The organism is Enterobacter sp. Ap-1006 (assembly GCF_011752835.1).
Classification (GTDB): domain Bacteria; phylum Pseudomonadota; class Gammaproteobacteria; order Enterobacterales; family Enterobacteriaceae; genus Cedecea.
The window spans coordinates 1,001,772-1,023,729 of record NZ_VWWU01000001.1; the positions used below are offsets into that span (position 1 = coordinate 1,001,772).

The window sequence follows — 21,958 nt, forward strand, 5'->3', positions numbered from 1 at the left end:
ATGGATAAATAAAGACGCCAGAAGCAGGATTGTGGAGATTTCACGGATTTACTTTCCCTATACGGAAAAGCCTGAGGCGGCGGGATTATAATCGACATAAAGCGGGCGAATGCCCGCGTTCAGCCGCAGGTCAGGAGAGTTTAAGATGAAAAAGTATCTGTATGTGTTGGCTATGTCTGCGCTGATTGTTGTGCCGTCCATGGCGCAGGCGCGTCCTGGCCCCTGGTTTGGTCATGGTCCAGGATTCTGGTCTGGCCCGCGCTATTATCCGGGGCCGCATTATTTCTATGGCGGACCGCGTTTAACCGTTTTGCCAGGGCTTGCCACGGCCATAATCGTAGGCGGCCTGACCTATTACGTGGTCAACGGGATTTATTACCAGCGTCAGGGAGCGGAATACATTCGCGTGGAGACGCCGTCCAGCATCAATTCTGGCGTCAGCGTGCTGGATTACAACGGCAAACGCTATTACGTGCGTAACGGCAGCTATTACCAGAAGGATATTAACGGTAACTATTTCGAAGTGCCGCGCCCCGCCGGGCTGTAATCCCCATTTTGTTCAGCCTGTGTGGCAGGCGGTAATGTAGGAAACCCACCGTCAGCGTGGGTTTCTTTTGGCATTAACTGACGCCTTAGTTTCTCTCTTTTCTAAACGTTCGCCCTCCCGTCAACCATTGGGCCGGTCTTCCACGCCTGGAGGTCATCATTTTTTCATATTGGTACATCTACACATCAATTTGGTTACATAAAATCTACAACTTAGTTCGCAAATTCATTATCAGCAGGGTGTGGTTTGCGCGCATTGCTTGTATATACATGAGTGATCATTTGATGTGCGATGGGTTTTCCGGCGTTTAATCAGGTTCAGCGAGGTCGTTATGTCTTCCTTTTCATCCACAGAAGAACAGTCCAAAAAGAGCTCACGTCTAAGCGAGAGCCGATCTATTGATTACATTCCTGACGGGGAACGTCACGGGCATCCTTTTAGCCAGTTTACTCTTTGGTTCGGCGGCAATTTGCAGATCACCGCGATTGTCACCGGCGCGCTGGCAGTGGTGCTGGGCGGCGACGTCGTCTTGTCGTTGGTGGGGCTGTTTGTGGGGCAGATTCTGGGGGCATCGATCATGTCCTTCCACGCTTTACAGGGGCCGCGCCTTGGCCTGCCGCAGATGATCATCTCCCGGGCGCAGTTTGGCGTTTACGGGGCGGTGATTCCGCTGGTGCTGGTGTGCATTATGTATATCGGCTTTTCCGCCAGCGGCACCGTGCTGGCGGGGCAGGCAATGGCGCATTTGCTGTCAATCAGCGATGTCAGCGGGATGATCCTGTTCAGCGCCATTATTATCGTCATTGCCGTGCTCGGGTATCGCGTGATCCATAAGCTTGGCAAGGTCGCCAGTGTTGTTGGCGTGCTGGCTTTTGCCTGGCTGTTTGGGTCGCTGCTGTTCAATACCGATCTTGCGGCCATTCTGCAAAATAACCATTTCTCCATGCCGATGTTTTTGCTGGCGGTGTCGCTGTCCTCTTCCTGGCAAATTGCCTTTTGCCCCTATGTTTCCGATTACTCGCGCTACCTGCCGCGAGACGTGTCTGGCCCGAAGGTGTTTTTCTCGGTGTTTAGCGGCACCGTGCTGGGGACTCAGGCTTCAATGACGCTGGGCGTTATCACCGCTGCGATTGCCGGGAGCGCTTTTTCCGGACACGAAGTCGGCTACATTGTGGGGCTGGGCAAAACCGAAACCATGGCGATGCTGATTTATTTTGCTATCTGCTTCGGCAAAATTACTTTTACCACGCTGAACGCCTACGGCAGCTTTATGTCGCTGACCACCATTGTGTCAGGGTTCCGCAAGCAGGTGACCCTGAGCCAGAAGAACCGCATTCTGTTTGTGGTGCTGATGGTGGCGGCTTCATGCATCATTGCGCTGCTGAGTGAACCGGCATTCCTGAAACACTTCACTCATTTCCTGCTGTTCTTACTGGCCTTCTTTGTGCCGTGGAGCGCCATTAGCCTGACCGATTACTTCTTTATTTCGTCCCGAGCCGTAGATATTCCCGCGCTGTTTGATGCCGATAAGCGCTATGGCCGCTGGAACCTGTTTGGCATAGGGGTTTATATCGTCGGCGTGCTGATTCAGCTGCCGTTTATTGAGAACCCGCTTTTCCACGGCTCGCTGACGTGGCTATTCGACGGCAACGATGTGTCGTGGATCATTGGCTGGTTTGGTACGGCGATTCTCTATTATGGCCTGCATCGCCTCGATAAACGCGTTCTGCCAGCGGCGACGGTTTACCCGAATAACGCGGCCCGCTGATTTTTCTTTGTTTAAAAAAAATCCACGTAGAAGCGTGGATTTTTTATGGCAGCAAGAAAGAGTTTATTGAACGAGCGGATGTGTCATTTATTATATCTGGATTAATTTATCGTTGCTGGTTGATCTAATTTTTCCGCTGTCTCTCCGGAGAGATTATTCATCTGCCTACGTTCTGTCAGTTGGCGGCAAATCTCAGCATGCTTATCCTCCGTAAAGGTAAAGCGTGACTTGTTGAAGGAGATCAGAAATGACTCAACTTTATTGTTCTGGCGAGTAAATTAAATGAAAATAAAATTTGAGGTAGACGGGGTATGTTTGGTTTCACGATGAAGGTGAAGGACTAGCTTACTTTATTGAATTTAACTATCTGAGCTCTCTGATAAGGGCGTATTACGTTAACGCGACAGAACCATATCACCACCCGTAAAGTGAAGGGGTGTCACAGGCAGAACAGTTTTATCTGTTGGTTGCCTGAAAAACAGGCAACACAACTTTTGCTGAATTCCTGTCGCTAACGCGACAGAACCTGAGTTTTCGTTCCATTGAGCGTCAAACCTCGAAACGGAGCGAATTGCTGCCGAAAGTGTACGAAGCCCTGCAGATGGAGCCGAGGAAAAAACCGGAAAAGCCCGGCTGCTCTTTGTCAGCGCCCAAGTCTGTAGGCACGCGTCGGAGTTAGTGTCGGAAAGGCTGCACGGGATAGACCGAAAGCGATGGCTTCTGGCACGGGCAGCAGGGTAAGCTCGCCTGAAAAATGATTTTCAGGCTGAAATGAGCCGAAATCCGCATTTTTTCACCATAACCTGCCCGTTCGCACGCCATAAGGGGACCTCCGGCAAAAAAATTCAAGGTCAGGAGATTTTTAAAGCGATAATTCAGTTTCCTAACCATGAACGAAATAATACTCCATAGAGTATGATTATTAAGCGAAACTATCCCGTGTAACTTTAAATAACTGAGGATTAGTGCGGTGTCGCTCAAATCCTGCATTCTCAAGGATTGTATTAAAACGCACGTTATTTGCGAGGCCTCTTGTTGATAAGGTGGAGTTAAAGTATTCCAGATTATTCATCTGCAATAGTTTTTTAATAAATAATAGATCCTCTAAAATTAATCTTAACTCTTGATGGTGATATGTTTGACCACCGAGAATCTTATCAATTACTGAATAATTAGGACGGTAAGAAATACCATTTAATTTTATTTTATTTGTCGGTGGAAATCCAGGGTGGATATTTATACCTGAACGACCAATTACAAGTATTTCATTATAGCTTGACTTGCTATAGCTTGACCTGCAGTTAATGAGGTGGTCATAAATAACCTCGGCAGGCAATAAGCTATTGTAAGGCTTATCCATAATAAAATTGAATAAACTAGGTTTTGCCTTGCCCTGGAATATGGAGTCAGCCAATTCATAACTGTTTAAAATCCGCCCTTGAGGGAGACCTCCTTCTCTGCCTGCAAAATTAGGAAAATTAACATCATGCGGATGCACCCCAAGGATATTCTGAATTGGCACATCCAGGTCCAGTTCAATGCAAAGAGCGCCAACACCACCTTTCCAAGGTGTGTCTGTTGGAAGTCGTTTCATAACACAGGAACATGAAATAACGTCCCATCCACTTAATACATCCTCAATACGACGTTGTGAAAAGGGTGAGATTGTATTTCGACCAATGGAGCTCACACTTCCTGAACCGCTGATCGTATGAATGATTTTAAGATCTCCGCCATCACCAATACGGTGTTTCCAGTTGGTTAATAAATTCCTGGTCTCGAGTTCTTTATTTTTCCTTTTAACATATTCATCCTGGAATTCAGCTATTTTTCCTTTGTCCAGTTTTTCATTAAATTTTTTTAGTTTAATTTTAAATAAATTAGACATGATTCCCTCAATAATTAACACATGGAGACTATATGTTAATTATTGAGGAGGAGAGGACAACATAAACCGTCTTAATTCCGTCTTAATTTACAAATTCTACGTTTTAACGGTTCTGTCGCATTAAGCGGTGTCGGGTAACATGCTGTTTTCATTTTGATGTTACCTGCCCATGTCTCTGATCCGAAACGCCTTCTATACTGTCTGCATTATCCTGTTGATATTATCGTCAGTATTGGATGCGTCATTGACCTTGCGGATCTTATCTAACTGGCGAGCCTGTGTTGGGCTAACTCCATCCGCTACTTGCTTACGTGCTTGCTCGCATTTCTCGCGGGCTTTAGCATGTTTGGCCGTTCGGTATTCACCCAACGCAAACATGCTGGATTTACCGCTGAGTTTAAACGGATAGCGCCATGCCTTTTTGCCATTGGGTTTCACTTCGAGGTAGAGACCGTTGAAATCATTGAGTCGATAGAGTTTTTCTTTCGGCTTGGCAGTGCTGCATTGCGTATCGGTGAGCATAACGGGGCCTTATTTATTATACCGTTATTGTACTCACTTAAAATGAAGATGGAAGAATGTTGTACTCATCCATTTACTCATTTTCTACAGCGTTGTTACGAGATGAGCTGAGACATTATGAAATGAAAAATCCACGCAATTGCGTGGATTTTATGGGGTTTTACATTTTTTATGCGATTCACTGAAATCGCATGAGACAACAGAAACGAATTAGACGTTGAACAGGAAGTTCATCACGTCGCCGTCTTTCACGACGTAGTCTTTACCTTCGGCGCGCATTTTGCCGGCTTCTTTTGCGCCTTGCTCGCCTTTGTAGGTGATGAAGTCTTCATAGGCGATGGTTTGCGCGCGGATGAAGCCTTTTTCGAAGTCGGTGTGGATTTTACCCGCCGCCTGTGGAGCAGTTGCGCCGACAGGGATGGTCCACGCGCGCACTTCTTTCACGCCAGCGGTGAAGTAAGTTTGCAGGCTCAGCAGCTCGTAGCCTGCGCGGATCACGCGGTTCAGGCCCGGCTCTTCCAGACCCAGCTCGGCCATGAACTCTTCGCGGTCAGCATCGTCCAGCTCGGCGATGTCGGATTCAACCGCGGCGCAGACGGCAACCACGACGGAACCTTCACCCGCGGCAATTTCGCGGACTTTATCGAGGTACGGGTTGTTTTCAAAACCGTCTTCGTTAACGTTGGCGATGTACATGGTTGGCTTCAGGGTCAGGAAGCTCAGGTATTTGATCGCCGCCTTATCTTCTTCGGTCAGATTTTTCAGCGCGCGCAACATTCCGGCGTTTTCCAGCTGTGGCAGGCATTTTTCCAGCGCTGCCAGCTCGGCTTTAGCGTCTTTGTCGCCGCCTTTGGCTTTCTTCTGTACGCGGTGAATAGCGCGCTCGCAGGTGTCCAGGTCAGACAGCGCCAGCTCGGTATTGATAACTTCAATGTCGTCAGCCGGATCCACTTTATTGTTTACGTGGATGATGTTGTCATTTTCAAAGCAGCGCACCACGTGGCCGATAGCTTCGGTTTCACGGATGTTGGTCAGGAACTGGTTGCCCAGGCCTTCACCTTTAGATGCGCCTTTCACCAGGCCTGCGATGTCCACGAATTCCATGGTGGTCGGCAGAATACGCTGGGGTTTAACGATTTCGGCCAGCTTGTCCAGACGCGGGTCCGGCATTGGCACCACACCCGTGTTCGGCTCTATGGTACAGAACGGGAAGTTAGCCGCTTCGATACCTGCTTTGGTCAGGGCGTTGAACAGCGTGGATTTGCCCACGTTCGGCAAGCCGACGATACCGCATTTGAATCCCATGGTTTAAATCACCTTAATTGCTTGATTATCAATGAATTTAACTGTTTTCATTGAAAAAATGTAGATAACTTTGCGCATTATACACTGAAACCGCCGCCAGCGGGCGTGGAAATCCTTTCCCGGTGCGGGGAAGGCCGGTTTATTGTGCTTTAAAGGCGTGCAGACGATTAGTTGCCTTAGTCAGGCCTTCTTTCAGCCAGACTTCGGTGCAGCGCGCCGCTTCGTCTACCGCGTCGTCGATAAGCTTCTGTTCGCTGACCGGCGGTTTGCCGAGCACAAAGCCGACAACTTTGTTTTTATCGCCCGGATGGCCAATCCCCACGCGTAACCGGTGAAAGTTCGGGTTATTGCCGAGTTTACTGATAATGTCCTTCAGGCCGTTGTGCCCGCCGTGGCCGCCACCCAGCTTGAATTTCGCCACGCCCGGAGGGAGATCCAGTTCATCGTGCGCCACCAGGATTTCGTCCGGGGCGATGCGGAAGAAGGTGGCCATGGCGGCAACCGCTTTCCCGCTGAGGTTCATAAACGTGGTCGGAACCAGCAGGCGAACGTCTTCTCCACCCAGATTAATGCGGGCGGTATAGCCAAAGAATTTCGCTTCTTCTTTCAGCGACTGATTGTGGCGCTCGGCCAGTAAATCCACATACCAGGCCCCGGCATTATGGCGGGTCGCTGCATATTCAGCGCCTGGGTTGGCCAGGCCGACAATTAATTTAATGCTCACGTTTAAATTCCTGAAAACCGTTCACAGCCGCGTAGTTTACTGCGCGAGGGCGGCGTTGACAAAGCGCAATCCCCCAGCCGACACATTCTTGAATAGTTGAGGATCTGAACCATTAGAATTTCAAGTAACTCAGACGCTTATTTGTAAACTTTTGTAGGTCTTTCATTCGTAATTGTGATCGCTCACGCACACGCTCTTTAGGGGCATTGTCTATACTTTAGTCACAAGGATAGGGGATGTTCCCCACCGACCCGTAATAGTGCGGAGGTGACATATGAAACGCAGAAACGCTTCGTTACTCGGTAATGTCCTCATGGGATTGGGACTGGTTGTGATGGTGGTCGGCGTGGGCTATTCAATTCTGAACCAGCTCCCACAGCTAAACCTGCCGCAGTTTTTCGCCCACGGTGCCGTGCTGAGCATCTTCGTTGGGGCTGTACTTTGGCTTGCCGGGGCGCGTATTGGCGGACGTGAACAGGTCTGCGACCGTTACTGGTGGGTTCGCCATTACGATAAACGCTGCCGCCGGGATGAACATCATCGCCACAGCTAATATTTAGCAGATTTTGAGAAACGGCTCCTTTTCAGGGGCCGTTTTTTTTATGCTTAACGGATTGACCCTCACGTTACGTGAGGCTGCACACTCCCTCTCAGCAGAAGCCAAAAGGAGCAGGACATGTTGTTCAAAGTAGGTGAACTGGCAAAGCGTGCCGGGATCACGGTACGGACGCTACACCACTATGAAGCTATAGGCCTGTTGCTGCCTTCTGCCCGCACCGCCGCGGGTTATCGACTGTATAACCGGCTGGATATCGCCCGGCTGCATCATATTCAGGCGTTGAGCCGGATGGGAATGAGCCTGGGTGAGGTGCGCGACTGTCTCGAGCGTCAGGCTCTGTCGCTCCAGGAGATCCTGGATTCGCAGATCTCCGTGCTTGATGGCCAGCTGGCTGAAATCGCCGTGCTGCGCCAGCGGCTGGTTACGCTGCGTGAAACTCTGCGCAGCGGCGCAGAACCTGATCTCGAGGAATGGCTGACTACGCTGGAGTTAATGACGATGTACGATCGCTATTTTTCAAAAGAAGAGTTAGAGCGCCTGCCTTTTGCGCAGGCTGATAGCCGCCGTGACGGGGAATGGAAACAACTGGTCGACGAGGTGGCCGGGCTGCATGCGCAAGGCGTTCCGCCAGATGACGATCGGGCGCAGCGTCTGGCTACGCGCTGGATGGAAATGCTGGAGCGTGACACGGCGGGTGAGCCGGATTTTCTGGTTCGCCTGAACAAAATGCATCAGGCTGAGCCGGACATGGCCCGCCAGACCGGGATTTCGCCGGCGCTGACCGAATACGTAACGCACGCATTCGGCCACAGCAAGCTGAACATTTACCGGCGCTACCTCAACGATGAGGAGTTTGCTTTCACCAGCCGCCACTATTTCGACCGTATGCAGGAGTGGCCGCCGCTGGTGGCCGCGGTGCGTAAGGCCAATGCGGAAGGCGTGCAGGCTGAATCAGAGCAGGCGCAGCAGCTCGCACGTCGCTGGCTGGAACTCTTTCAGTCGTTTGCCGGGCCGTCTGTGCAGACGCAGCAAAAATTCCGCACCGCGATGGCGAACGAACCAGAGCTTGCCAAAGGCACCTGGATGACGCCGGAGGTGCTGGCCTGGCTGCAGCGGGCGATTGGCGCTATGTTCCAAGCCGCTGGACTAAGAAATCAACCAGGCTCCTGACGCGTAAAGAGAGATGGCGAGCGTGAGGGTAAAGTAAAATAAATGGTCGTGAGGTGCCGCCATACTCCGGCAGCACCTCAACCAGCGTTCCGTCGGCCACATCCTGCTCCAGAATAAACCGGTAGGTCTGAATCAGGCCCGCTCCGCTTCTGGCAAGCGCCACTATTCCCAACACATCTTCCGCGCAGGTAAAGCCGCCGCGGGTAAAAATGTCGGTATCTTTGCCGTCGACGCTGAACGTCCAGGGGACTTTTCGCCCGGTGCTCGGCAGCTCAAACTGGATGCACTCGTGGTGATTTAAGTCGTCCAGCGTTTGGGGTATTCCCGCCCGGGCTAAATAGACCGGGGAAGCCACGGTGATAAGCTCCGCGTCTTCGAGCTTGCGGGCAATAAGCGATGAGTCCTGAGGTGAGCGGCCGCGAATGGCAATGTCGTAACTTTCATCGGCAAAGTCGATGTTGCGGTTGCTGATGTGAACCTGCACCGAGACGCGGGGGTAAAGCTGCCTGAATTCCGGCAGCAGCGGCAGCACTCGATGATGTGCATACGGGGTAGGGAGGCTGATTCGCAGCACGCCAGCGGGTTCTCTCTGCGCGCCGGTGACTTCCCGCTCCGCCTCTCTGAGCTGCTGCAGCGCCTGCTGGCACTGGCGGAAGTAGCGCTCTCCGCTTTCTGTCAGCCTGATCTGGCGGGTTGTACGCACGAACAGGCGCACGCCTAAGCGCTCTTCCAGGCGGGCGATAGAGCGGCTGACCGCCGCGGGCGTGATCCCCATAAAATTGGCCGCCGCGCTGAAGCTCAGCTGTTCCGCGGCCTGGCAAAACAGCTCCAGCGTGCCGATCTGCATCTCTTCGAAGTGGCGTTTCATTCCGATGCTCTCTTTCTATTTATTACATGAGGTATCTTGTCATGTTACGGATGGCTAATTTATCGGTCATTGTGTCATAAGTATAGTGAGCTCCACATTCACCCACAGGAGCAAATCATGAACTCAACCCCAACCGTTATTGTGACCGGCGCCTCAAGCGGCATCGGCCTGGCTATCGCGCAGGCTTACCTGGCTCGCGGCTACAATGTTGTCGGCAATGGCCGCACGCTGAAGCGCTTAGAAACGGCGGCGGCAAGCCTCGGTAACCCGGCGAATTTCCTGCTGGTGGCCGGAGATATTGCGTTGAAGAGTACCGCAGAAACGCTGTTTAAGCAGGCTATCGCCGCTTTTGGCCGCGTGGATATTCTGATCAATAACGCCGGGATCTTTATCCCGAAACCGGCGAGCGACTACAGCGAGCAGGATATCGACGCGTTGATTAACACCAACCTGAAAGGGTTTATGTTCCCGTCCCAGCTGGCCGCCAGCCATATGAGCAAAAACAAGTCGGGGCACATTGTGAACATCACGGCGAGCGTGGCCATGCAGCCTAACGTCAAGGTGCCTGCCTTGCTGCCGGTGATGGTGAAGGGCGGTCTGAATCAGGCGACCAGGGCGCTGGCTTTAGAGCTGGCGGCGGATAATGTGCGGGTAAACGCCGTTGCGCCTGGCATTATCGAGACGCCGCTGCACGCGGATTATTCAGGCTCAATAGGTTTTCTCAGCACGCTGTCGCCGAGCGGGAAGACAGGCACCGTGCAGGATGTGGTAAACGCGGTACTGTATCTCACGGATTCACAGTTCGTCAGCGGTACGGTCATGGCCGTGGACGGCGGCAGCACCGCCGGGGTTTGGTAACAGGAGAGCCGCTATGCCATATGTTAATATTCGCGTCACCCGGGAAGGGGTCAGCGCAGAGCAAAAGCTGGCGCTGATTGAGGGCGTCACCGACATGCTGGAGCAGGTATTAAACAAAAAGCCCGCCGACACCTTTGTGGTTATCGACGAGGTTGAAACCGACAACTGGGGCGTGAATCGTGAAAGCGTGAGCGCCCGGCGGCGACGCGAAGCCGGGCAGGAGTAGGAGTGAACCTGGCCGCTAATTGGCGGCCAGTGCGGCCTGAACGTCCGGGAAGAACGCAAGGCGGCCAGGAATGGGTTTCACGCCAGCTCTTGCTAGAGTGCGCAGGGGCTGGAATTCAAGGTTCGTCACCTGTAGTTCGCAGCCTTCCGGCATTTTCTCTACAAAGCGCTGGAAGGCATCCAGACCCCCTGCGTCCAGCACCGGAACCGCATCCCATTGCAGAATAACCACCCTATGCCCCGGCACCTGCTGGGCCAGCTGAATGAACAGTCCTTCGGCAGCGGCAAAGAACAGCGGTCCCGTGACGCGCAGCGCCAGCACATCCTCAGGCACACTCACATTGCTAAGCGGCGCGAGGCGGGTCATACGAGCTATCCGGCGCATGAAAAGCAGCGACGCCAGCACAATGCCGACGCTGATGGCAATCACCATGTCAAACAGCACGGTCAGGGACATGCAGATCAGCATCACGATGATGTCGTCTTTCGGCGCCCGGCGCAGCAGGTTGACGACTTTATGCGCCTCGCTCATGTTCCACGCCACCATCAGCAGCAGGGCCGCCATCGCCGAGAGAGGCAGCCAGGAAAGCAGGGGGGCGAGCGCCAGCAGGGCCAGGATCACCAGCAGCGAGTGAATAATGGCGGCCACCGGCGAAGTTGCCCCGGCACGCACGTTGGCGGCTGAGCGAGCAATGGCCGCGGTGGCGGTAATTCCGCCGAAGAACGGGGCAATAATATTTCCCAGCCCCTGGCCGACCAGCTCGCTATTGGCGTTATGTTTGGTGCCGGTCATGCCGTCCAGCACCACGGCACAAAGCAGGGATTCGATGGCACCCAGCATGGCCATAGAGAACGCCGCAGGCAGCAGGGCGCTTAGCGAATCCCAGCTAAGCGTAAAGTCCGAATTTGGCATTGCCCACGGGAGCGTTAGCTGAGGCAGCAGTTGGGGAATGCCGTTGCCCTGAGTGCCGTCGGCCAGCACGTAGTGGAACCGGGAGCCAATCGTCGCAACTTCACCGCCAAGCAAAGTCACCATCGCCATCACGGCGCAGCCCGCCAGCAGCGCAGGCAGATGCCCCGGCAGGCGAAGCCCCAGGCGCGGCCAGAGAATCAGCACCGCCAGCGTCACGATGCCGATCGCAGCGTCGCCCATATTCAGCGTGGGCAGCGCCATCGCCAGCGCGGCCACTTTATTCAGGTAGTGTTCCGGCACGTGCTCCAGCGTCAGGCCGAAAAAGTCTTTCACCTGCATTGTCGCAATGGTGATGCCTATCCCGGAGGTAAAGCCCAACGTCACCGACAGCGGAATGTATTCGATAAGCCGCCCAAAGCGTGCCAGCCCAAACAGGATCAGGAATATCCCGGACATCAGCGTGGCAACCAGCAGGCCAGCAAGCCCGAATTGTTGCGCGACCGGGTAGAGGATCACCACGAAAGCCGCTGTCGGGCCGGAGACGCTGAAGCGCGAGCCGCCGCTAAGGGCGATGACAATCCCGGCGACGGCGGCAGTATACAAACCGTACTGCGGCGCAACGCCGCTGCCGATGGCCAGCGCCATAGCCAGAGGAATAGCGATGATCCCGACGGTCACACCGGCGATGGCGTCGCGGCTAAAGCGGGACAGGGTGTACTTTTCGCGCCAGCAGGCATCAATCAGGGCGCGGAATGGCATTACGTGAGAAGAAGATACGGTTTTCACTTGTGATTCCATCCGTGAGCGCATCATCTGTCGTTCAGGCAGGTGAAGGAGGCATTGAAAAAGAGTAGTTCAAAAACGAAAAAACCCGCCGCAGCGGGTTTTAAAAGCAACGTCTATCAGTGCTCGAACATCGCAGAGATAGATTCTTCGTTGCTGATACGACGAATGGCTTCTGCCAGCATACCGGACAGGGTCAGGGTACGGACGTTTGGCAGGGCTTTGATTTCGTCAGACAGCGGAATGGTATCGCAGACAATCACTTCGTCGATCACCGAGTTACGCAGGTTGTGCACCGCGTTACCGGAGAAGATAGGGTGAGTGGCATAGGCGAATACGCGTTTAGCGCCGCGTTCTTTCAGCGCTTCAGCTGCTTTACACAGGGTGCCGCCGGTATCAATCATGTCGTCAACCAGTACGCAATCACGGCCGGACACGTCACCGATGATATGCATAACCTGGGAAACGTTAGCGCGCGGACGGCGCTTGTCGATGATAGCCATATCGGTGTCGTTCAGCAGCTTAGCGATAGCACGGGCACGTACCACGCCGCCGATGTCCGGGGAAACCACGATTGGGTTTTCCAGGCCGATTTGCAGCATATCTTCCAGCAGAATTGGGCTACCGAAGACGTTGTCTACCGGGACGTCAAAGAAGCCCTGGATTTGTTCAGCGTGCAGGTCCACGGTGAGAACACGGTCAACCCCTACGCTTGAGAGGAAGTCAGCAACGACTTTCGCAGTGATGGGTACACGAGCGGAGCGCACGCGGCGGTCCTGGCGAGCGTAGCCAAAGTAAGGGATAACAGCGGTGATACGACCTGCAGAAGCGCGGCGCAGGGCATCAACCATAACAACCAATTCCATCAGGTTGTCGTTCGTTGGGGCACAGGTGGACTGGATGATGAAAATATCACCACCGCGTACATTTTCGTTGATTTGTACGCTTACTTCACCGTCGCTAAAGCGACCGACGGCGGCGTCACCAAGGGAGGTGTACAGGCGGTTGGCAATACGTTGTGCTAGTTCCGGGGTGGCGTTACCAGCAAAAAGCTTCATATCAGGCACGAGAAGAACCTCAGGCATGCGTCCAGTGGCGGATGGTTGCTACCGCATAATGTGCGGGCGGGGTAGCCCCCATCCAGGCGGTGTATTAAAGAGCACGATGCAACGTCTGAAACGAGGTGACGTTGTCACCAATGCCCAGCTTGCCCGGATATGGCCTGATGCAGCGGAGATCTATTAACGCCTCGCGCAACAAACCCATGCAGCCATTCCGGGGCTTGCTCAAGCACCTGCCGGGCGGCGTGCTCGGTGTTAAATTCAGCAAACACACAAGCGCCGGTGCCGGTCAGGCGCGACGGCGCGTATTCTAACAGCCAGGAAAGCGCGGCATCAACCTCGCGAAAACGTTTTCTTGCGATAACCTCACAATCGTTGACAAATTCACATTTTAGCAACGTCGTAATTGACCTGATCGGGGTTTCGCGCGGGAGGTCAGGATCGCCAAAAATGACCGGCGTTGGAATACTGACGCCCGGATGAGCAACCAGGTACCATTTTTCTTCAGGTTCAACCGGCGTCAGGATTTCACCGACGCCTTCAGCAAAGGCGGCGTGGCCCCTGACAAAGACCGGCACGTCGGCACCAAGGCGAATGCCCAGCGCGGCCAGTTCGTCTTCGCTGCAGCCGGTTTTCCAGAGCTGGTTCAGCGCCACCAGCACGGTGGCCGCGTTGGAAGAACCACCGCCCAGTCCACCGCCCATCGGAAGCTGCTTCTCAACGCCGAGATCGGCCCCTGCGCTCGCGGGTAGGGTGCCTTTTTCTGCCGCGTATTCCATCAGCATACGGGCGGCGCGCACAATCAGGTTTTCTTCATCAGGCACGCCGTCAATCGGCGTCACCAGCCGAATGACGCCGTCGGGACGCGGTTCGATGGTGAGCGTATCGCCATAATCAAGAAACTGAAACAGCGTCTGCAGGTTGTGATAACCGTCGGCCCTGCGGCCGGTGATGTACAGAAACAGGTTCAGTTTTGCAGGGGCAGGCCAGCGGGAAATCATTATTTCACCGTCCAGCTGTCCATTTTCAGCTTGATACGCTGGTCGCCTTCGCGCAATTCCATGTTGGACGGCAGAGAAGGTTGGGTTTTGCTGTCGTAATCGCTGTACACCACTTTCCAGGTTTTGCCTCCCTGGGTGTAGTTTACTTCGCGCAGGCGGTACTGGTCGTCCAGCTTGTAGTCCGTGGAGTCGCCCGGCAGGCCGAGCATCCACTGGCGCAGGCTGTTCAGCGGAATAGGCATCCCGGTCAGCTTGCCGATCATCTCTTCCGCATCTGTGGCGGTGTAGCGCTTGCCGTCGCGGTCGGTTAACTGAACCCGATCCGGCTGAGCGTTAAGCTCTAGTTCGGTGCTGCCGAGCGGGTTGGTCAGCAGCAGGCGGTAACGGTCCGGGGCTGTTTGCTGCCAGTTGAAGCGGGCATATACCTTTTGGCTATCGGAGAGATAAGCAAAAGCGCCACGCGTCTGATACTGGGTGATTTTTTGCACTTGTTGCTGGTGTTCTAACCACTGCGGCGAGTCAGGACTTTTGCCCGGGCCGCTCGGGTGGGTGACTGAACAGGCGGCCAGCACGAGGCTGGCAAGGGGCAGAAGGCGCATCAGGCGGGCTTTTGGCATCAACATGGCGGCAGCAAATCCTTAAATTCATTTTTGTGGTCAACCGTTCATGCTAGCGGGCGGGCGGCAGGGCGTCTACGGTCATGTTGTCTTAAATCATAAATCATCCACTTACTCCACAAGGGGAAGCTCTCTTTTATTGATTCGGCTCATCCTGTATGATGCGACCAGAAATCCTTATCAACATCGGTATTACTCAGACCGCTCCATGACCCTGTTAGCGTTAGGAATTAACCACAAAACCGCGCCGGTATCGCTGCGAGAACGTGTAACGTTTTCGCCAGACACGCTCGACCAGGCGTTGGGCAGTTTGCTGGAACAGCCTATGGTTCAGGGCGGAGTGGTGCTGTCGACCTGCAACAGAACCGAGTTATATCTGAGCGTTGAGCAACAGGAAAACCTGCACGAAGGGCTGGTGCGCTGGCTGTGTGATTACCACAACCTCAACGAAGAGGAAGTGCGTAAAAGCCTTTACTGGCACCACGATAACGACGCCGTCAGCCATCTGATGCGCGTGGCCAGTGGCCTGGATTCACTGGTGCTGGGCGAACCGCAGATCCTCGGGCAGGTAAAAAAAGCCTTTGCCGACTCCCAAAAAGGCCATTCGCTTTCCAGCGAGCTGGAGCGCATGTTCCAGAAGTCCTTCTCCGTTGCCAAGCGCGTGCGCACCGAAACCGACATTGGCGCCAGCGCCGTTTCCGTCGCGTTTGCCGCCTGCACCCTGGCACGGCAAATCTTTGAATCTCTCTCCTCGGTAACGGTCCTGCTGGTCGGTGCCGGGGAGACTATCGAACTGGTTGCCCGCCATCTGCGCGAGCATAAAGTTGAGAAGATGATTATCGCCAACCGCACCCGAGAACGCGCTCAGGTGCTGGCCGATGAGGTCGGCGCGGAAGTGATTAGCCTGAGTGAAATTGACGAACGTCTGGCGGATGCCGATATCATCATCAGTTCTACCGCCAGCCCGCTGCCTATCATCGGCAAGGGGATGATGGAACGCGCGCTTAAAGCCCGTCGTAACCAGCCGATGCTGCTGGTAGACATCGCCGTACCGCGTGACGTTGAACCCGAAGTCGGTAAGCTGGCGAACGCCTACCTTTACAGCGTGGACGACCTGCAGGCCATTATTCAGAGCAACCTCGCGCAGCGCAAAGCGGCGGCGGTTGAGGCTGAAACTATCGTGGCGCAGGAATGCAGTGAATTTATGGCCTGGCTGCGCGCGCAAAGCGCCTCCGAGACCATTCGCGAATACCGTAGTCAGGCAGAGCAGGTGAGAGACGACCTGGCTGCCAAAGCGCTGGCTGCCCTACAACAGGGCGGCGACGCGGAATCCGTACTGCAGGATCTGGCCTGGAAACTGACCAACCGCCTGATTCATGCCCCAACCAAATCGCTCACGCAGGCTGCCCGTGACGGGGACGACGAACGCCTGCAAATCCTGCGTAACAGCCTCGGGCTGGATTAGCACACACAACTCTTATTACAAGGTGAACCACCGCCCATGAAGCCTTCTATTGTTGCCAAACTGGAAGCCTTGCAGGAGCGCCATGAAGAAGTTCAGGCCCTGCTAGGCGATGCCTCGACCATTGCCGATCAGGACCGTTTCCGCGCCCTGTCTCGTGAATATGCCCAGTTAAGCGATGTATCGCGCTGTTTCCTGCAATGGCGTCAGGTACAGGAAGACATTGAAACCGCAGAAAGTATGCTCGGCGACCCGGAAATGCGCGAAATGGCGCAGGAAGAGCTGGCCGAAGCCAAAGCCAGCAGCGAAGAGCTGGAGCAGCAGCTTCAGGTTCTGCTGCTGCCAAAAGATCCCGACGATGAGCGCAATGCGTTTGTCGAAGTTCGTGCCGGCACCGGCGGGGACGAAGCCGCGCTGTTTGCCGGCGATCTGTTCCGCATGTACAGCCGCTATGCCGAAGCCCGTCGCTGGCGGATTGAAATCATCAGCGCCAACGAAGGCGAGCACGGCGGCTTCAAAGAAGTGATCGCAAAAATCAGCGGCGAGGGCGTCTATGGCCGCCTGAAATTTGAATCCGGCGGACACCGCGTGCAGCGTGTTCCGGCCACTGAATCCCAGGGGCGGATTCATACTTCCGCGTGTACCGTGGCGGTGATGCCGGAAATTCCAGAGGCGGAACTGCCGGACATTAACCCGGCGGATTTGCGCATCGATACCTTCCGTTCCTCTGGGGCGGGTGGGCAGCACGTTAACACCACCGACTCCGCAATCCGTATTACTCACTTGCCAACCGGCATTGTGGTGGAGTGCCAGGACGAACGTTCCCAGCATAAAAACAAAGCCAAAGCGCTTTCCGTGCTGGGTGCGCGAATTCGCGCCGCCGAAGTCGCCAAACGTCAGCAGGAAGAGGCTTCCACTCGCCGTAACCTGCTCGGCTCAGGCGACCGCTCTGACCGCAACCGTACCTACAACTTCCCGCAGGGGCGCGTGACCGATCACCGCATTAACCTGACGCTTTACCGTCTGGATGAAGTGATGGAAGGGAAAATCGACGCCCTGATCGAGCCGATTGTGCAGGAGTTCCAGGCCGATCAGCTCGCGGCGCTGTCCGAGCAGGATTAATGGAGTTTCAGTCATGGCTTCGCCAGGCCGTTCAGCGCCTGGCGCAAAGCGAAAGCCCAAAGCGAGATGCGGAGATTTTATTGGGGTTTGTCACCGGCAAATCCCGCACGTTTATTCTCGCGTTTGGTGAAACCTCGCTGGCGCCAGCGCAGCAAAGCGAGCTTGAAGATCTGCTGGCTCGCCGGGAACGTGGCGAGCCGATTGCGCACCTTGTTGGGGAGCGAGAGTTCTGGTCGCTGCCGCTGCGTGTTTCTCCGGTGACGCTGATTCCTCGCCCTGATACCGAATGCCTCGTCGAACATGCGTTAACAAAGCTGCCAACCGCTCCGTGTGCAATTTTGGATCTTGGCACCGGGACTGGCGCTATTGCACTGGCGCTGGCCAGCGAACGTCCTGACTGTGACGTCACCGCGCTTGACGTGGTGCCGGAAGCCGTGGCGCTGGCGAAAACGAACGCAGAAAACCTGGGCATAACCAACGTCAGGGTGTTGCAAAGCCACTGGTTTAACGCCCTTGATGCCCAGCGCTTTGCGCTGATTGTCAGTAATCCACCGTATATCGACGAAGCCGATCCGCACCTCAGTGAAGGTGACGTTCGCTTTGAACCGAAAAGCGCGCTGGTAGCGGAGAATCATGGTCTGGCCGATTTAGAAACCCTGGTTAACGATTCACGCCGTTTTCTTGAACCCGGCGGCTGGCTGGTGCTGGAGCACGGCTGGATGCAGGGCGAAAGCGTGCAGCGTTTGCTGCGGGATGCCGGTTTTACCGAGGTTGCAAGCTACAAAGATTATGGCGATAACGATCGCCTGACGTCAGGACGCTATCTTTGACTTATTAAGGAACAGACATTTTGGCGACTTATTTTTCACTTAAATATCTGCATATTTTCACCGTCGTTATTTCAATCAGCCTGTTTGTTTTACGCTACTGGTGGCAATATCGCGGGTCTGCGATGTCCGGCAAGCGCTGGGTGCGCATCGTACCGCACGTTAATGATACGCTGTTATTGATCAGCGGTTTTGCGCTGGTTATGGTTACCCATTTCTATCCTTTTACGCCGCAGGGAACGTGGCTGACTGAAAAGCTGTTTGGCGTTATTATCTATATCGCTTTAGGTTTTATCGCGCTGGGAAAACGTCCGCGCAGCCAGCAGGTTCGTTGGTTTGCTTTTCTGCTGGGGCTGGTGGTGCTTTACATCATCATAAAACTCGCCACCACTAAAATACCGATATTGGGGTAAGTATGAAGTCGTTAGCCGATTTCGAATTTAATCAGGCACCGCTCTGCGAGGGCATGATTCTGGTCTCGCAGCTGATTCGGGATGATTTCCCGACCGCAGAAGTGAAAGCGCAGCTCGGGGAACTGGTGAAGCTGGCAAAAGAAGAGATTTGCCTGGGGACACATCCCGACCTGCAGCTGGAAAAACTGCTGGAACTCTTTTACGGCGAATGGGGCTTTAAGGACTCAGGCGGTGTGTATCGCCTGTCCGACGCCCTGTGGCTGGACAACGTTTTAAAAAGTCGTCAGGGGAGCGCGGTTTCCCTTGGGGCAATTTTGCTGTGGCTTGCCGAACAGCTTGATATTCCGCTGATGCCGGTGATTTTCCCGACGCAGCTTATTCTGCGTGCCGACTGGATGGACGGCGAAATGTGGCTTATCAATCCGTTTAACGGCGATACGCTGGATGAGCACACGCTGGAAGTGTGGATCAAGGGCAATATTAACCCGACGGCGGAGCTGTTCGACGAAGATCTTGACGAGTCCGACAACGCGGAGGTGATCCGCAAGCTGCTGGATACGCTCAAGTCCGCGCTGATGGAGGAGCGGCAGATGGAGATGGCGCTGCGCGCCAGCGAAGTACTGCTGCAGTTTAATCCGGAAGATCCGTACGAAATTCGCGACCGCGGCCTGATTTATGCGCAGCTGGACTGCGAGCACGTGGCGCTCAACGACTTGAGCTATTTTGTTGAGCAGTGCCCGGAAGATCCAATTAGCGAAATGATTAAGGCGCAAATCAATTCGATTGCGCACAAGCAGATTACCCTGCATTAAGTTCACACCTGATAAGGCGAACATATGAAACAAAAAGTGGTTAACATTGGCGATATCAACGTCGCAAACGACCTGCCGTTTGTGCTGTTTGGCGGCATGAACGTGCTGGAGTCCCGCGATCTGGCAATGCGTATCTGCGAACACTACGTGACCGTGACCCAAAAACTGGGTATCCCGTACGTGTTCAAAGCCTCTTTTGATAAAGCTAACCGTTCATCCATTCACTCCTACCGCGGCCCGGGCCTGGAAGAGGGCATGAAGATTTTCCAGGAGCTGAAGCAGACCTTCGGCGTGAAAATCATCACCGACGTGCATGAAGCTCACCAGGCTCAGCCTGTGGCTGATGTGGTTGACGTGATTCAGCTGCCCGCATTCCTGGCTCGCCAGACCGACCTGGTTGAAGCCATGGCTAAAACCGGCGCTGTCATCAACGTGAAGAAACCGCAGTTTGTTAGCCCAGGCCAAATGGGCAACATCGTGGATAAATTCGCCGAAGGCGGCAACGACAAAATCATCCTGTGCGATCGCGGCACGCAGTTCGGCTACGACAACCTGGTTGTCGACATGCTGGGCTTCAGCGTGATGAAGCAGGTCTCTAACGGCGCGCCGGTCATTTTCGATGTCACCCACGCGCTGCAATGCCGTGACCCGTTTGGTGCAGCGTCAAGTGGTCGTCGTGCTCAGGTAACGGAACTGGCTCGCGCCGGCATGGCGACTGGCCTGGCTGGCCTGTTTATTGAAGCGCACCCGGATCCGGATAACGCGCGCTGCGACGGCCCATCCGCGCTGCCGCTGGCGAAGCTGGAAGCTTTCCTGACCCAGATTAAAGCGATTGACGATCTGGTGAAGAACTTCGAGCCGCTGGACACCAGCAAATAATTGCTGCAAAAAAGAAAACCCGCTTCGGCGGGTTTTTTTATATTTGTCTCCCTCTCTTGAGGGAGACAGCGAAATGAGTCCGTAGTGGCCTGATGCTCTCTCCCCGTGGGAGGGGGAGCAAATATTAAAGACCGCCTTTACAGGCGGTCTTGCTGTTTACTTAGGCAAAGATTGTCATCAGGTAGGCGGCAAACAGCGCCAGGTGCGCGGTGCCGTTAAGCACGTTGGTGCGTCCGGTGGAGAACGATATCTGGCACAGGACCAGCGCCGCCATCATCACCACCATCTGCGGCATGCCGAGGGCGAAAACCAGGTCGTTGCCGGTGAACCAGGCAATCAGCGTCACCGTCGGTACGGTAAGAGAAATGGTGGCGAGCACGGAACCGAAGAACAGGTTCATGGCGCGCTGCACCTGGTTACTCAGCACCGCTTTTAACGCGCCCAACCCTTCCGGAGACAGAATCAGCAAGGCGACCAGGAAGCCGGTGAACTGGGCCGGGGCATCCATCGCGTCCAGAAGATGCTCCAGCGGGTTGGCGTTCATCTTGGTCACGGCAATCACTGCAATCAGGTGGACGATAAGCCAGGCCGTGTGCCACGCGGAGCTGTGCGCGGATGGTTTGCCGTGGTGCGGGTCGTCGCTGTCGCCTTCATCTTCGTGCTCGTAAACAAACAGGCTCTGGTGCGTTTTCGTCTGAATCAGCAGGAACACGCCGTACATGGCGGCAGAGATCAGCGCTACAAGCAGGGACTGACCCAGCGAGAAATTGCCGCCCGGAAGCGCCATCGGGAACACCAGCACGATCACCGCCAGCGGGAAGAGCGCGATCAGGTACTGTTTAATACCAAACAGGTTCATGTACTGCGTGGCAAATTTGCGGCCGCCCATCAACAGGGAGAAGCCCACAAGGCCGCCGGTCACAATCATGATGATGGAATAGAGCGTGTCGCGCATCAGCGTCGGGGCAGCATCTCCGGTGGCCATCAGCGCGGAAATCAGGCTAACTTCAAGAATAACAACCGACAGGCTCAAAATCAGTGAGCCGTAGGGTTCACCCAGACGGTGCGCCAGCACGTCCGCGTGGCGAACAACGCTAAAGGCACTGCCCAGAATGGCGACCAGCGCCAAAATATTGATGCCGACAACCACCGGCAGGGACTGGCTTGACCCCCACATTGCCAGTACCGCCAGTGCCAGTACCGGGAAAATGAGAGAACTCTCCTTGTGGCGGGTTTTTACCGCCTCATGTTGTGTTTTTGTCATTCAACTTCTCCATCTCTGCAGGCGATAACCTGTTTTGATCATTATAGTCAGGTTTTTGAAGTCATATAAACTAGCAAAAAACCGTTACTTTTAGTTAAAAATTTACTTATTTTTACGGCATTTATTTAAATTTAAGTCTGGGGCACCAAAACGGCGTGTATTCTTTATTTAATTTAAATAAAACATATTGATATGAATTTAATTCAATCAAATAACCGTTGTTTTTGACGGCGTTTGTTCCGGGTATTGGCATGAAAATCATAACCTGAGCGCGAAATCAGTATGTTAGAGATAGAGTAACGGGCGAGTACATTGTTTACAAAAAGAAGTGTTATGAAAATTAACCCTTCATTATGTGTGACTAATTTAG

General features: G+C 54.2%; 21 protein-coding genes and 2 pseudogenes. 13 read left to right on the plus strand and 10 right to left on the minus strand.

What is annotated here, in order from left to right; translation table 11 throughout:
- Positions 1 to 145: 145 nt before the first annotated feature.
- The 3 genes and pseudogenes from F3J28_RS04680 to F3J28_RS22585 form a co-directional block, all read left to right on the plus strand.
- Positions 146 to 547: a DUF6515 family protein gene (locus F3J28_RS04680; protein WP_166873237.1), complete on the plus strand. Its 402-nt coding sequence runs from the start codon at positions 146 to 148 to the stop codon at positions 545 to 547.
- Positions 548 to 878: 331 nt separating this feature from the next.
- A complete protein-coding gene (locus F3J28_RS04685; RefSeq protein WP_166873239.1) occupies positions 879 to 2,315 on the plus strand; it encodes a purine-cytosine permease family protein in 1,437 nt (478 codons plus the stop codon).
- Between the two features lie 559 nt (positions 2,316 to 2,874).
- Positions 2,875 to 3,056, plus strand: a pseudogene (locus F3J28_RS22585) (IS91 family transposase); the annotation flags it as partial.
- Positions 3,057 to 3,237: 181 nt separating this feature from the next.
- On the opposite strand, the gene F3J28_RS04690 reads toward F3J28_RS22585, so the two are convergent.
- The 4 genes and pseudogenes from F3J28_RS04690 to pth all read right to left on the minus strand — a co-directional run bounded on the left by F3J28_RS04690 (position 3,238) and on the right by pth (position 6,754).
- Positions 3,238 to 4,203, minus strand: a complete 966-nt coding sequence (locus F3J28_RS04690) for a hypothetical protein (protein WP_166873242.1) — start codon at positions 4,201 to 4,203, stop codon at positions 3,238 to 3,240.
- A gap of 228 nt (positions 4,204 to 4,431) precedes the next feature.
- Positions 4,432 to 4,725 (minus strand): annotated as a pseudogene (locus F3J28_RS04695) (Arm DNA-binding domain-containing protein); the annotation flags it as partial.
- A 210-nt stretch (positions 4,726 to 4,935) separates the two neighbouring features.
- Complete coding sequence (gene ychF, locus F3J28_RS04700; protein WP_039303845.1) at positions 4,936 to 6,030, minus strand: redox-regulated ATPase YchF; 1,095 nt, start codon at positions 6,028 to 6,030, stop codon at positions 4,936 to 4,938.
- Between the two features lie 139 nt (positions 6,031 to 6,169).
- Positions 6,170 to 6,754 (minus strand): aminoacyl-tRNA hydrolase, encoded by a 585-nt coding sequence (gene pth, locus F3J28_RS04705; protein WP_008454164.1) that lies wholly within the window; start codon positions 6,752 to 6,754, stop codon positions 6,170 to 6,172.
- A 274-nt stretch (positions 6,755 to 7,028) separates the two neighbouring features.
- On the opposite strand from pth, the gene ychH reads away from it, so the two are divergent.
- Both ychH and F3J28_RS04715 read left to right on the plus strand, forming a co-directional pair.
- Positions 7,029 to 7,307, plus strand: a complete 279-nt coding sequence (ychH, locus tag F3J28_RS04710) for a stress-induced protein YchH (RefSeq protein WP_008454166.1) — start codon at positions 7,029 to 7,031, stop codon at positions 7,305 to 7,307.
- A 123-nt stretch (positions 7,308 to 7,430) separates the two neighbouring features.
- Positions 7,431 to 8,483: a MerR family transcriptional regulator gene (locus F3J28_RS04715; protein ID WP_166873245.1), complete on the plus strand. Its 1,053-nt coding sequence runs from the start codon at positions 7,431 to 7,433 to the stop codon at positions 8,481 to 8,483.
- On the opposite strand, the gene F3J28_RS04720 is transcribed toward F3J28_RS04715, so the two are convergent.
- The gene (locus F3J28_RS04720) at positions 8,440 to 9,351 is read right to left on the minus strand and encodes a LysR family transcriptional regulator (protein ID WP_166873248.1); all 912 of its coding nucleotides are present in this window, start codon (positions 9,349 to 9,351) and stop codon (positions 8,440 to 8,442) included. The genes F3J28_RS04715 and F3J28_RS04720 overlap by 44 nt on opposite strands.
- Positions 9,352 to 9,468: 117 nt before the next feature.
- Between F3J28_RS04720 and F3J28_RS04725 the strand changes: the two genes are divergently transcribed.
- Complete coding sequence (locus F3J28_RS04725; protein WP_166873251.1) at positions 9,469 to 10,209, plus strand: SDR family NAD(P)-dependent oxidoreductase; 741 nt, start codon at positions 9,469 to 9,471, stop codon at positions 10,207 to 10,209.
- A gap of 13 nt (positions 10,210 to 10,222) precedes the next feature.
- On the plus strand, positions 10,223 to 10,435 hold the full coding sequence (locus tag F3J28_RS04730; RefSeq protein ID WP_166873254.1) for a tautomerase family protein: 213 nt from the start codon (positions 10,223 to 10,225) through the stop codon (positions 10,433 to 10,435).
- 15 nt (positions 10,436 to 10,450) lie between these two features.
- Here the strand turns inward: F3J28_RS04730 and dauA are convergent, their stop codons facing one another.
- The 4 genes from dauA to lolB form a co-directional block, all read right to left on the minus strand.
- A complete protein-coding gene (gene dauA / locus F3J28_RS04735) occupies positions 10,451 to 12,133 on the minus strand; it encodes a C4-dicarboxylic acid transporter DauA (protein ID WP_166873257.1) in 1,683 nt (560 codons plus the stop codon).
- A gap of 116 nt (positions 12,134 to 12,249) precedes the next feature.
- Positions 12,250 to 13,197: a ribose-phosphate diphosphokinase gene (gene prs, locus F3J28_RS04740; protein ID WP_008454180.1), complete on the minus strand. Its 948-nt coding sequence runs from the start codon at positions 13,195 to 13,197 to the stop codon at positions 12,250 to 12,252.
- 125 nt (positions 13,198 to 13,322) lie between these two features.
- Positions 13,323 to 14,189: a 4-(cytidine 5'-diphospho)-2-C-methyl-D-erythritol kinase gene (gene ispE, locus F3J28_RS04745; RefSeq protein ID WP_166874439.1), complete on the minus strand. Its 867-nt coding sequence runs from the start codon at positions 14,187 to 14,189 to the stop codon at positions 13,323 to 13,325.
- Positions 14,190 to 14,191: 2 nt separating this feature from the next.
- Positions 14,192 to 14,815 carry a lipoprotein insertase outer membrane protein LolB gene (gene lolB / locus F3J28_RS04750; RefSeq protein ID WP_166873261.1) on the minus strand — a complete coding sequence of 208 codons (624 nt, stop codon included), beginning with the start codon at positions 14,813 to 14,815 and terminating at the stop codon, positions 14,192 to 14,194.
- 202 nt (positions 14,816 to 15,017) lie between these two features.
- On the opposite strand from lolB, the gene hemA reads away from it, so the two are divergent.
- Genes hemA through kdsA form a run of 6 tightly spaced genes read left to right on the plus strand, consistent with a single transcriptional unit; the run spans position 15,018 to position 20,324 of the window.
- Entirely contained in the window at positions 15,018 to 16,274 is a 1,257-nt protein-coding gene (gene hemA / locus F3J28_RS04755; RefSeq protein WP_008454185.1) for a glutamyl-tRNA reductase, read from the plus strand.
- A 36-nt stretch (positions 16,275 to 16,310) separates the two neighbouring features.
- Positions 16,311 to 17,393, plus strand: a complete 1,083-nt coding sequence (gene prfA / locus F3J28_RS04760) for a peptide chain release factor 1 (RefSeq protein WP_008454187.1) — start codon at positions 16,311 to 16,313, stop codon at positions 17,391 to 17,393.
- Positions 17,393 to 18,223, plus strand: a complete 831-nt coding sequence (gene prmC / locus F3J28_RS04765; RefSeq protein WP_166873263.1) for a peptide chain release factor N(5)-glutamine methyltransferase — start codon at positions 17,393 to 17,395, stop codon at positions 18,221 to 18,223. The genes prfA and prmC overlap by 1 nt, the downstream gene beginning before the upstream one ends.
- A gap of 20 nt (positions 18,224 to 18,243) precedes the next feature.
- On the plus strand, positions 18,244 to 18,633 hold the full coding sequence (locus tag F3J28_RS04770) for a SirB2 family protein (RefSeq protein WP_166873267.1): 390 nt from the start codon (positions 18,244 to 18,246) through the stop codon (positions 18,631 to 18,633).
- A gap of 2 nt (positions 18,634 to 18,635) precedes the next feature.
- Positions 18,636 to 19,445: an invasion regulator SirB1 gene (gene sirB1, locus F3J28_RS04775; RefSeq protein WP_008454192.1), complete on the plus strand. Its 810-nt coding sequence runs from the start codon at positions 18,636 to 18,638 to the stop codon at positions 19,443 to 19,445.
- A 24-nt stretch (positions 19,446 to 19,469) separates the two neighbouring features.
- A complete protein-coding gene (kdsA, locus tag F3J28_RS04780; protein WP_008454194.1) occupies positions 19,470 to 20,324 on the plus strand; it encodes a 3-deoxy-8-phosphooctulonate synthase in 855 nt (284 codons plus the stop codon).
- A gap of 160 nt (positions 20,325 to 20,484) precedes the next feature.
- Here the strand turns inward: kdsA and chaA are convergent, their stop codons facing one another.
- Entirely contained in the window at positions 20,485 to 21,588 is a 1,104-nt protein-coding gene (chaA, locus tag F3J28_RS04785) for a sodium-potassium/proton antiporter ChaA (protein ID WP_166873271.1), read from the minus strand.
- Positions 21,589 to 21,958 lie beyond the last annotated feature (370 nt).